At 36.6% G+C, this 12693-nt stretch carries 9 protein-coding genes; 1 reads left to right on the top strand and 8 read right to left on the bottom strand.

What is annotated here, in order from left to right; genetic code table 11:
- Positions 1–69 precede the first annotated feature (69 nt).
- The 7 genes from MHB61_RS02160 to MHB61_RS02130 form a co-directional block, all read right to left on the bottom strand.
- Positions 70–882, bottom strand: a complete 813-nt coding sequence (locus MHB61_RS02160; RefSeq protein WP_003132421.1) for a WxL domain-containing protein — start codon at positions 880–882, stop codon at positions 70–72.
- Entirely contained in the window at positions 857–1201 is a 345-nt protein-coding gene (locus MHB61_RS02155; RefSeq protein ID WP_003132422.1) for a hypothetical protein, read from the bottom strand. Before MHB61_RS02155 ends, MHB61_RS02160 begins: the two co-directional genes overlap by 26 nt.
- A gap of 46 nt (positions 1202–1247) precedes the next feature.
- Positions 1248–2252: a DUF916 domain-containing protein gene (locus MHB61_RS02150; RefSeq protein ID WP_003132423.1), complete on the bottom strand. Its 1005-nt coding sequence runs from the start codon at positions 2250–2252 to the stop codon at positions 1248–1250.
- Between the two features lie 11 nt (positions 2253–2263).
- Complete coding sequence (locus tag MHB61_RS02145) at positions 2264–4234, bottom strand: hypothetical protein (RefSeq protein ID WP_003132424.1); 1971 nt, start codon at positions 4232–4234, stop codon at positions 2264–2266.
- Positions 4235–4246: 12 nt separating this feature from the next.
- A complete protein-coding gene (locus MHB61_RS02140) occupies positions 4247–4828 on the bottom strand; it encodes a hypothetical protein (protein WP_003132425.1) in 582 nt (193 codons plus the stop codon).
- 196 nt (positions 4829–5024) lie between these two features.
- On the bottom strand, positions 5025–8219 hold the full coding sequence (gene carB / locus MHB61_RS02135; protein WP_010905906.1) for a carbamoyl-phosphate synthase large subunit: 3195 nt from the start codon (positions 8217–8219) through the stop codon (positions 5025–5027).
- 311 nt (positions 8220–8530) lie between these two features.
- Entirely contained in the window at positions 8531–9004 is a 474-nt protein-coding gene (locus MHB61_RS02130; RefSeq protein WP_003132431.1) for a glutathione peroxidase, read from the bottom strand.
- A gap of 182 nt (positions 9005–9186) precedes the next feature.
- Here MHB61_RS02130 and MHB61_RS02125 point away from each other — a divergent pair, with 182 nt between their 5' ends.
- A complete protein-coding gene (locus MHB61_RS02125; protein WP_010905908.1) occupies positions 9187–9816 on the top strand; it encodes a glycoside hydrolase family 73 protein in 630 nt (209 codons plus the stop codon).
- Positions 9817–9857: 41 nt separating this feature from the next.
- On the opposite strand, the gene yoaB is transcribed toward MHB61_RS02125, so the two are convergent.
- Positions 9858–12494, bottom strand: a complete 2637-nt coding sequence (yoaB, locus tag MHB61_RS02120) for a cation-translocating P-type ATPase (protein WP_010905909.1) — start codon at positions 12492–12494, stop codon at positions 9858–9860.
- Between the last annotated feature and the right edge of the window lie 199 nt (positions 12495–12693).

Raw genomic sequence — 12693 nt, 5'->3', positions numbered from 1 at the left:
CCCATAATCCCCAATTTTTTATAAAAGGTGAGTCTCCCTTTTGAGAGACTCAGTTGCTCGAATCAACTATTATGCATTACCTGGTGCACTATAAAGATTCCAGTTTAAAGTTGTAGTATAGGTATCCACTTTGGCAGATCCTGCTGGTACATTAAGAGTAATATTTGGATCTACCTTACCTGTTGTATTCGTTGCAGAATCCAAAGTTTCTGGGTCGGTTACCAAAGTAGAACCATCTCCCGCACCAAAACTAAGCAAGTTTGTTCCTGTCCCTGTCCCTGCATCTGCTTGGAAAATATTTACTGCCGTTCCTGGAACAAGAGCATTCGTTGCCGTATTCACGGTTGAACTTGCTTTATTCATTGATGTACTAACAACCGTATTAGTTTTATCATTGTTAAAAGTCATAACAGCATTGACTAAATCACCAGCTTTCGTTCCTTTAAATTGAGCTGTTTGCGTCAAAGAAACTGACCATCCTGTTGTACCAGTCGCTGTTCCTCGGTTATCTGTTACTTGCAAGAATTGCGGAATAGCTTTACCACTTCCATCATTTGCAGCCCAAGCTGACCAAGTATGAGCTGTTGAAGCATCTACATAGTGAGTACCAAAGTTAATGGCTGGTACATAATCCAAAGTCAATCCATCATCTGAAGCAACAGGATTTGAAGTATTAGGAACTCCTGGCGTAGTTGGACTAATTGGCGTTTTACCATCGCCAGGTGATACCGGATTGGTTGGCGTTTTCTTAGGTTGAAAAGCCACATTAGCTCCACTCGTCGTGCTTCCCACTGATGCGGCACTGACTTCTAAAACACTTGTTGACAAAAGTGTTGCTGTAATTACTGCGACTCCACTAAGGCTGAGTATTGTTTTTTTCATTAAAGTTCTCCTTTATCCTTATTCGTTTGGTCTTTTTAATCATTAGACTTCCAACTCCAATTGTCACTAATCCTACCACAAAAGGCATTAAAGAATCATTCTGGTTAGTGCCTACAATTGGTAAATTTTGATTAGTCAATATTTGACTTTGACCAGTAGCTTGCGAACTAGAAGTTACTGGTGGTTTTTCAATTGGTTCTTTTTCTAAAAATCCCACTTTCCCTGTCGTGTTAGTTCCCCCAATTTCTTGAGCAAGAATAACACTTGTATTTAAAAGTAAGAGTGCACAGATAACCCAAAGAATATATTTGATTTTCATTAATCTCCTTCCTAGTTTTATCAATCTTGATTTATAAACTGATTGACTATTTTTTGAAATAGGCATAAATTCCGCCAGAAGATATGACGACCATTAGAATTAATGATAGGCCTACTGATTTTTTATTTAAGGGCTGAATCTCTTCTTTTTTCTTCTCTAGAATCTTTAAGTTCCCTGAGTCAGAAACGATTAGATTCCGCTTAAAAGTCTGATTAGAGGAGTCAACTGTTAAATAATATTTTGCTCCCTTTACTAGTTCTTTTTGATTATTCAGTTTAATACTTACCGACGCATTAGGGACTACTGCTGTCTTTGGATTACTAAATTCTGAAACAACTTCCCCTTTTTGGTCTTTTATCACCGCTTTTATATTCATATTACTTAGAAGAAAGGAATTGGAATTTTTGATTTTTATGACTTGTTCTTTCTCATTAGATTTTTCCAAAGCAAATTCTAAATTCTGTTTATGTGATTCTGAGTAATCTTTATCTTCCATCACAAGAGCAACAACGTTACTGTAAACATTTAAGATTCCTTCTTGACGGTCGCTCTCTTTTGGCACTTTTGTGACATTTATCCCGCCAATTAGTTGACCTTTGATTCCTTCTTTAGGAATTTTTAGATTAATCGTAATTTCTCTAACTTCATTAGGAGCCAAAGTAATTTTTAATTTACCTGCTTCTTGCGTTTCATCAAAATAGATATCTTGATAGAAATTAAAATTTGAATTTTTATGATGTAAATATTGACTGACTTCCTCTGCTGATAAGCTATAATCGAGAGTAAAATTATTATTATTAACCGCTTGATTAGATGTAATTTCAAAATTATTTTCTTCATTACCATTACTAATTTTTAACTTTAGATTTATTGACTGCGTTTTTTCTACTTGCAACCACCAATAAGTAATGCTTTTATCTTTTTGGTGTCCTTCAAGTATAGCTTCTACGCTAAAATCACTGGTTGGACTTTCTGAATAAGCAACTTTAGATTGAACTATCAATAATATACTAAGGATGGATAGAAAGATTAATTTATAAACTTTTTTCACTTTCTCCTCCTTTATGACGGCCCATTTGCTACGGTGTACTGAAAAGTTCCCGCATTAGTATTAGTTTGTGTTAACAAGCTATTATTCGCTTTAATATTTAGGCCTGAATCAGTTGGAAATGTCAGTGTATACCAACTTCCTGCACCAGTCATTTTAATCCAAGATGGCAATGTACTATCACTTGTAATACTTGCAATTTGTAAAGCAGAATTAAGGATTAATTGGCTGGTTGTTTTAGTTGTTGGGTCAACCCAATAATACTGAAGTCCATTAGGAAAATTATTCTGAGTCATTTTGACAAGGACATGTATATTGGGATTTTGTGCTCGATCATCACCGACAACAAGTGTTTCAGTACTTGCACCATTAATTAGAGAAGACCATGACCCATCTACCGGTGTCCCTTGAGTTAAAGTAGGATCTAATGAAACGTTAAACGTTCGATTCATACTTGATAAAGTTGCATTTAATTGAAATCCTAGAGGCTGATACCATGAAATATATTTCCCAGCTGCAATACTTGATGCGTCACTTCCATAACTATTAGGACTTAAATTTGTTACCTGTAAAGTAGGGTTAAAGGTCGTGAGTGTTCCCGTATTCATCCGATACCAAATATCTGAACTCGTTGGGGTAATTGTTCCTTTGTTGGGTGTTATCAAGTCATAAGTCGAATCAAAAGTATAACCGGTTGATGATGAGTGGGTTCGCAAGCCACTTCCCGAAATCGTAATCGGAAATGTTAGAACGGTAGTAGAAAAGACTGAGCCACCCGCTGTATTAAAAGTCACAACTTTGGGGTCGGTCATTGTGATGCTACTTCCTAATCCTGGAGCAAGTGAAACTACGTTTTGATTTGGATTTAAATTATTAAATAGAACACTTGAACCCTGTGCAAAATTCCATTTTACTGCGCCCGTCAAAAACGCATCTAAACTAATTACCCCGCCTGTTGTCACTTTAAGCGTTGCATTTTGTCCAACATTTAAGTTCCAACTATTTAATGTATTTAAGGCCATAAACCAGCCTCCAGCATAAGTAGATGAGGTATTTACAGTCCCATTAATGACAAAACTTCCATTAATATTCCAATTCAAAGCTCCAACTGTCAATAGACTTCCATCATCATAGTACATCGTATAAGTCTTATTTAGATTCCAAACCATTGCTGCTCCGGCATCAACTTGTAAAGTTGAACCACCACTTGAATAATATACGTAGAAAGGTTGGTCATTTCCCCAACTTTGGTTCAACGTCGTTGTTCCAGTTACTACTTCAAGATAGGCTCCTCCTTGAATCCATTCACCTTGATTATCTGCCCCAGCTGAACTTGTATCATTAATATTGTGATTTTGTAAAATATTAAAGGTATTTGTTCCTCGAAATAATACTTTTCCATTATCATTTCTAATTGGTTGCGCTCCGTAGATTGCATCGCCATTGCTTACCGTCACATTTTCATATACAGCCGTAGCCTTAGCATTTAAACCTTTCATTTGAAAAATTCCACTCGTGATATTGTTTACAATTGTTGCATTCTTAACTGTTAGAGTCGTATCCGTAGAAATCGTTCCATTAGAGCCGAAAGCTCTGGCTGTTCCATCACTTCCACCAATACTCTGAGCCGTTGTATAATTCGTGTCATTATCAAGATAGAGCGTATAATTATTTCCATTTATTGATAAAGATTTACCACTAGAAACGGTGTTGCCAGAGTTCAAAATACTATTTCCGGGAACATTTGCCGTTACATTAAGAAAAACAGTATTGCTTGAGGCTGCATTTGGTGTCACTCCTTTATAAGTATCAATCATATCTTGCCAATTGCTCACATTATAGTAGGTTGCTCCTGTTATGCCTGTCACTGTTCCTGTCGTATCAACTGTTCCACCTACAATAGCAGCTCTAGCCTTGGGAGCTAAACCAAATAGGATAATTAAAAATCCTAAAGTCATGAGAAGAATAAATCTTTTTATTTTCATCTTTTATCCCTTCTATGGTCCTGTTACAAGTGTTGAGGTAATCGTTGCTTTATAAGAACCTGTAACAATTACTCTAGTTGTTCCATCTACTGTTAGTTGCGCTGTCACAGCACCACTATTCATCGTTCCATTCGCTCCCGTTCCACTTCGCAAAACAACACCATTTCGTTTGAAAATGTTGACATTGGAACTTCCAATAAGTTTTCCGTCAGAACTATTCGCTACTGAAACATAAAAGCCAGTCGCTGGTAAAACGACAGTGTTAGATACTAAAGTAAAGTCCGAAATTGATTGTTGAAGAGAAAAACTTGTTGATGTTCCAGATAAATTGACAATTTTAATTGCTGCATCTCCCGTTGCATTGCTATTGATTACTGACGAGCTTGCTGTTTGAGTGCCATAATTAAAATTTGGAGCAGTAAGAGACCAAGTGTTTGTTGTTGGTGCAGTCACATTAATATAGGCATTAGCTACTGAATTTTGACTGTCTATAGCAGTATCTGCTGATATGGGCCTTTCGACAAATAAAAGGAAGGGAATATTAATAAAAAAGAAACTTAAAATGAATATTTTTACTTTATTTTCTCTTGTCATTCACCGACCCTCTTTCAATATTTTGTCGTTTATAAATTACTAAGTAGTCTATATATCTTTTATAACCTTTTTTCTAACTCAAGTCTAATAAAACGCTCTCTTTAATGTATGTGTACGAATATTAATACATAATTGAAGTAATTTTTGTTTTTTTATTTAAAAATAAAAAAAGCCCCGTTTGGGACTTCTTTATTTGTTAAATATTTTTAGTTGTAAAACTACGACTTTGCATTACTTTTAAAATTGCAGCAACAGTATCTAGTGATGTGAAAAGTGGAATACCGCGACTAATTGCTTCTTGGCGAATACGGAAACCATCGGTAGCCGTTGTTAATGAGGCACGAGTATTTCCCATTGTGTTCACAACTGCTTGAACGCGTCCATGACGAATATCTTCAACTAATGTTCCTTCTTCATCTTCTCCACCAGCTAGTTTTTCAACTTCACGGACATAAAGTCCATTTTCCTTAAAGAATGCTGCGGTTCCTTGAGTTGCTACTAGTGAATAACCTATTTCTGCGAAATCTTTAGCAAGTGCTAGCGTTTCTTCTTTATCTTCATCAGCAACTGTGAATAAGACCGAACCATAATCTGCCATGTGTAGTTTAGCGGCTTCAAATGATTTATAAAGTGCTTTTTCAAGGGTCACATCTGAACCCATTGCTTCACCTGTTGATTTCATTTCTGGACCAAGTAAGCTGTCAACTTTTGCTAGTTTTGTAAAGCTAAAGACTGGTGCTTTCACGTGAACCATATCAGGAGTTTCTGCTAAGCCTTCTGTGTAGCCTAAATCCTTCAAGTTTTTCCCTAAAATCATTTGTGTCGCCAATTGTGCCATTGGAATGTTTGTCACTTTAGATAAAAAGGGAACAGTCCGTGACGCGCGTGGATTTACCTCAATGACATAAACTTGTTCTTCAAAAATAACAAATTGAATGTTCATCATTCCGATGCAGTTCAAACCAATTGCTAATCGTTTAGTGTAATCAACAATTGTATCAATAATTTCTTGTGAAAAAGTTTGTGGTGGATAGACAGCCATTGAGTCACCTGAGTGAACCCCTGCTCGTTCTATATGTTCCATAATTCCTGGAAGAAGAACTTCTGTGCCATCACAGATTGCATCGACTTCACATTCACGTCCTTGTAAATAAGAATCAACGAGTACTGGATGTTCAGGTGAAGCTTTTACCGCACGATTCATGTAATCACGCAGGTCTTTTTCATTATTAATGATTTCCATTGCTCGACCGCCCAAAACAAAAGATGGGCGAATAAGGACTGGATAACCAATTTTATTGGCGTTAGCAACGGCTTCTTCTTCATTTGTTGCTGTTGCTCCTGGTGGTTGTGGAATCTCTAAATCTTGTAATGCTTTTTCAAATAAATCTCTGTCCTCAGCACGGTCTAAATCTTCAACTTGCGTTCCTAAAATTTTAACCCCAGCTTTAGAGAGAGGTTCCGCTAAATTGATAGCTGTTTGTCCTCCAAATTGAACAATCACACCTTCTGGTTGTTCTAAGTCAATGATATTCATCACATCTTCAAAAGTTAGTGGTTCAAAATAGAGCTTATCTGAAATTGAGAAATCTGTCGAAACGGTTTCTGGATTAGAGTTGATGACAATTGCTTCTTTTCCAAGGGCTTGAAGTGCTTTTACACAGTGAACTGTCGCATAATCAAATTCAACTCCTTGTCCAATACGGATGGGACCTGAGCCGAGTACAATTATTTTCTCTTTGCTTGAACGTTTAGATTCATTTTCCCATTCATAAGTTGAATAGAAGTAAGGCGTTGAGCTTTCAAATTCTGCCGCACAAGTATCAACCATTTTGTAAACTGGAATAGTTCGATTTTCTTGTCTACGACGTCTTACTTCTTCTGGACTAACGTTCCATAATTTGGCAATCTGACGGTCAGAAAATCCATTTTTCTTAGCCGTTTTTAAGAGTTCTGGTTCAAATATATTTACTTTTAATTGGTCTTCAATTTCGACGATATGGAGTAATTTATCAAGAAAGAAAATATCAATCTTGGTTAAATCAGCAATTTCTTCAATCGGAATTCCACGACGAATCGCTTCTGAAACATAGAAAAGTCGGTCATCTTGTGTTTTAACCATTTTTTCATAGAGGATTTCATCATCTGCATCTTGTGCTTCTTGTAAATCATTATGAAAAACACCAATTTCAAGTGAGCGTACAGCTTTTAGTAGACTTTCTTCGATGTTACGTCCAATTGCCATGACTTCGCCTGTTGCTTTCATTTGTGTTCCTAGGTGGCGGTCACCATTTTCAAATTTATCAAATGGGAAGCGAGCGATTTTTGCTACAACGTAGTCAAGTGCTGGTTCAAACATGGCATAAGTTTTATTAGTGACTGGATTAATGATTTCATCTAGTGTCATCCCAATCGCAATTTTAGCAGACATTTTTGCAATTGGATATCCTGTTGCTTTAGAAGCTAAAGCTGATGAACGACTTACCCGTGGGTTAACTTCGATTACTCGATATTCATAAGAATGTGGGTCAAGGGCAAGTTGAACATTACATCCCCCTTCAATTTTTAGGGCACGAATAATATTTAGTGAAGCGTCACGAAGCATTTGATATTCGTTATCTGAGAGCGTTTGACTTGGTGCGAAAACGATTGAGTCACCTGTGTGAACTCCAACTGGGTCAAAATTTTCCATATTGCAGACAACAATCGCATTGTCAGCAGAATCACGCATAACTTCATATTCGATTTCTTTATAACCAGCAATTGATTCTTCAATTAGGCATTGTGTTACTGGAGAAAGTTTTAGTCCATTTGCCACAATCTCACGAAGTTCTTCTTCGGTATCACAAATTCCTCCACCTGTTCCACCCATGGTAAATGCTGGACGGACGATGATAGGATAACCAATTTTGTCAGCTATTTCAACTGCTTCATCAACCGTTGTTGCAATATCACTGGCACAGAGTGGCTCACCAATTCTTTCACATAATTCTTTAAAGAGCTCACGGTCTTCTGCTTGGTCAATGGCGCTTAATTTTGTTCCAAGAAGTTCAACATTAAGCTCTTCAAGAATTCCTATTTTGGATAATTCCATTGCCATGTTAAGTCCTGTTTGTCCACCAAGTGTTGGCAATAAGGCATCAGGACGTTCCTTACGCAAAATTTTACTGACAAACTCTAAAGTTATTGGTTCAATATAGACAGTGTCAGCTATTTCTCTGTCAGTCATGATTGTTGCCGGATTTGAATTGACTAAAACAACTTCGTAGCCTTCTTCTTTAAGTGCAAGACAGGCTTGTGTTCCTGCATAATCAAATTCTGCGGCTTGACCAATAATGATTGGTCCAGAACCGATAATCATGATTTTTTTGATATCATTGCGTTTTGGCATTTGTTTTCTCCTTTGTAGTAAAGCATAACTTCGTTGCAAATGACTCACAACCCGCTTCGCTCCTTGCGCACTTTATTTTCAACATTAAAATGTCATAAATAAAGCAAAAACATCTGCCAGAAACCTAGCAGATGTGTCCTAAAATGCCTTAGCAACTTACTGACAGTTCTGTCAGTAACTTTTAAGGATAATATTTCTTGTTCACAACCTTGCTAGCCTCTCTGGACTAGATTAAAAGTTTTATTGTTTATTAGTTTAGCAAAATAATTGAGCTTTTACAAGTTTTAAAACACTTTTCCTTAAGAAATTAATTAAAGTAATTTTTGGATTTCTTCTTCCATTTCTTTAGGTTCCGTTTTTGGCGCAAAACGTTCAATAACATTTCCTTCTCGGTCAATTAAAAATTTTGTGAAATTCCATTTAATGGTCCCGCTAAGTGCCCCTTTTGCTTCTTTTTTCAAAAATTGATAAAGGGGATTTGCTTCTTTACCATTGACTTTAATTTTTTGAAACATGGGGAAAGTGACTCCATAATTTAACTGACAAAATTCATTGATCTCCGAATTTTCGCCAGCGTCTTGATTAACAAATTGATTACAGGGAAAACCTAAAATTTCCAATCCTTGGTCTTTATAGTTCTCATACAACTTTTCAAGTCCTTCAAATTGCGGTGTAAAGCCACATTTACTTGCAGTGTTGACCACAATTACAACTTTGCCTTTAAAATCAGACATTGAAACAGTTTCGCCGTTCATTTTAAAGGCACTAAAATCATAAAAATTCATTTGATTGCCTCCATGACTTTTATTTAATTATTTATTGACAATACCGATTCTGTCAGTAAAAATTTATGGCTGTCAGTAAAATTTTACTGACAGAAATTTTATCGCTTACTTCTTAACTAATTTTAGTATAACAAATATTGATTTTTAAGCCAAGAACTTGAATTTTATGTTAAACTATTTTTATGAAATATAAAACTCGACGAAGAAAACCAAATCGACGTCAATCCTTGTTAAAACAGCTCATCTTTATTTTCCTAGTTATTTTAGGAATCTTAGTCTATAATAAAATTTTTAATAACCAAGCACAAAAGCCGTCTGAAGCACAACTTCAAGAAATTAATGAACATAAATTCATCAAAGAAATTGCTCCACTCGCTCAAAAATCACAAAAAGAAAGTCAAGTACTAGCTTCTATCACCATTGCTCAGGCCTGTCTTGAGTCTAATTTTGGCAAAAGCGAACTTGCAAGTAAATATCATAACCTTTTTGGTGTCAAAGCATCTGATGATGTGCCAAAGGTTTCGCTTGCTACGCAAGAATATGAAAATGGTCAGTGGGTCACTGTCCAAGGTGTTTTCCGTGTTTATCCAAATTTTGCTGATTCAGTTTCGGCACACACCCAGCTTTTCCTTTACGGAACAACATGGAATTCTAAACAATATGCTTCAGTTCTTAGTGCAACTGATTATAAAACTGCTGCTAAAGCCGTTCAAAATTCTGGCTATGCAACAGACCCCACTTATGCTGACAAACTTATCAATATGATTGAAACTTATCATTTAAATCAATATGATAAAAGTTCAAGTATTTAAAAATCACTGACAGATTTTTGTCAGTGACTTTTTTTAAAATTTTAATGTTTTTCAAAAACGCCTTTAATTGACTTGAGAATTTCCATACAGATTACAGCAATTACGGCAAGCCCTGCTGCTACAATCCATTGAGACCAACCAAAAGCAGCTGGAATTGAGAAAATTTCTCTGAGGAATGGAAGAGTAGTCAAGCTGTATAAAGCAAGACAGAAAGTCACAGCCATCAAAACGTACTTATTCGTTGTAAAACCAAGTTTTAAAATATTTTGTGAATTTGAACGTGCAGCAAAAGTTTGCAAAGTACGTGCCAAAATCAAAGTTGTAAAGGCCATAGCCACACCCATTTCAGGTGATGTTTTTTGTCCAACATATTGCGAAATAATCGCCGCAATCCCAATCAATGAACCCCGAATCAAAATAACCCGCATTAACCCATTGGCAAAGATTCCTTCATTTAACTGACGAGGAGCTTTTTCCATAACATCTGGTTCTGCTTTTTCCATCCCTAAGGCAATTGCTGGGACAGAGTCATTGACCAAGTTAATAAATAAAAGTTGCAAAGCAGTGAATGGATTGACCCAGCCCACGACCAAAGCAAAGACAATCGCAATAATCGCTCCTAAGTTTCCAGAGAAAAGGTAACTAATTGATTTTTTGATATTATCATAAACCACACGACCAATTGATACAGCAGAAACAATTGATACGAAATTATCATCAGTCAAAATCATACTTGACGCATCTTTTGCTACATCTGTTCCTGAACCCATTGCAATCCCAATATTAGCTTGTTTCAGGGCTGGAGCATCATTTACACCATCACCAGTCATCGCGGTTACTTGATGCTCATTTTGCCAAGCACGAACAATCCGAATTTTATTTTCAGGAGACACACGAGCATAAACCGAAATCTTTTCTAAATTTTCACGAAGTTCATCCTCAGTCAGTGCGTCAAGTTCTTGACCAGTGAGCGCCATATCTCCTTCGTTCATCAAACCAATATCTTTGGCAATGGCTTGTGCTGTCGTTTTGTGGTCACCCGTAATCATAATCGTTTTAATGCCGGCTTTTTTTGCTTCAGCAATAGAATCATAAACAGCCTCACGAGGTGGGTCAATCATTGCTGACAGACCAATCAGAATCAAATCATTTTCGTCAGTAAGTGTGAGTTCAGTCTTATTATCACTGACAGGTTTGTAAGCATAAGCTAATACACGAAGCGCTTTTTGACTGAAAGCTTCATTTTGAGCTTGAAATTTCTCTTTCAATTCAGGAGTAAATTCTTGCACTTTTCCATCCAAGAAAACTTGATTACAGCGATTAAAGAGTACATCTGGGCCACCTTTAACAAAAATTGTTTTCTGACCTTCAAAATCATTGATTGTACTCATCAATTTACGTTCTGAATCAAATGGAAATTCAGCCAGACGTGGTGATTTTTCTCTTAAATCTTGATATGGATAACCGATTTTATCACTGTAAGCAATTAAAGCCACTTCAGTAGGGTCACCAAGTAGCTGACCTTCTTGCGAAAATGATGAATCATTACAAAGCACCATTGCATTAAGCAAGAGTTTTTGGTCTGCCTGTGTTAAATCTGTCAGTTCTTTACTGCCTTGCGTTGGCAAGAAAGAATCAACAACGGTCATTTTGTTTTGCGTCAAAGTTCCGGTTTTGTCAGTACAAATGACTGAAGTTGAACCCAATGTTTCTACAGCTGGCAAATTACGCATAATCGCATGCTGTTTTGCCATTTTATTTGTTCCAACAGATAAAACAATTGTAACAACAGATGAAAGAGCTTCAGGAATTGCAGCAACCGCAACCGCAACTGCAAACATGAATGAATCAAGAACAGCCTTTTGCATATCAGCCGTTTGATTTGTCGTAAAGAGTCTCAAAATTTGAACAGCAAAAATTAAAGCACAGAGCGCTAAAATTACCCAACCTAATTGTTTCCCAAATTTTTCCAATTTTTGTTGAAGTGGCGTTTGTTTAGCTTCCGCAGTTTCCAACATTTGAGCAATTTTACCAATCTCGGTTTGCTCAGCAATTGCTGTTACAAGAAAATCTGCTCGTCCATAAACAACAAGACTTGAACTGAAGACCATATTCTTGCGGTCACCAAGTGCAACTTCTCCCTCAATGACATCCGAAAATTTTTCAACTGGTTCAGACTCACCTGTAAGCATTCCTTCTTCGACACGTAAGTTTTGAACATCAATTAAACGTCCATCTGCTGGAATAAAATCACCGGCCTCAAGTGAAACAATATCGCCAACAACAAGCTCACGCGCAGGAATTGATGTTTTCTCTCCATTACGTAAAACTTTAGCTGAGGGTGCCGACATCTGTCTCAAAGCATCTAAAGAACTTTCTGCTCGTTTAGTTTGCACGACCGCAACCACTGAATTAATCATCAAAACAATGAAAATAACAAGTGATTCAACAAATTCCCCCAAGAAAAGTTGGACAAAAGCAACTAAAAGTAAGATGATAACCATTGGGTCTTTCAAAGTATCAATAAAAAGTTCCCAAGTTGAAGTTTTTTTCTTTTCTTTCAATTCATTGAAACCATCTTTAGCTTGACGATTTTTAACTTCTTTTGGGCTCAAACCTTCGAATTGACTTTTAGTTTCCTCTAAAACTTCATTGACGGATTGATTGTAAGGCTGCATAATGATTCTCCTTTATTTCTAACTGATATCATGAGAGGTTTTACAAAAAAGACCTCTGCCAGATATCAAAACTGGCAAAGGTCTTGCTAAACATACATAAGTATGTCAACAAAGCCGGTGAGAATCTCACGAATTGACGACTTTGTTTCGGTCTTACCGACGCTACTCCCCTTTGGAATATTTAAGTTACCCTCATTTT

The sequence above is a fragment of the Lactococcus sp. FSL K6-0773 genome (assembly GCF_038006485.1).
Taxonomy (GTDB): domain Bacteria; phylum Bacillota; class Bacilli; order Lactobacillales; family Streptococcaceae; genus Lactococcus; species Lactococcus lactis.
The sequence above is the reverse complement of the archived record's forward strand: the minus strand, read 5'-3'. Positions and strand labels throughout refer to the sequence as shown.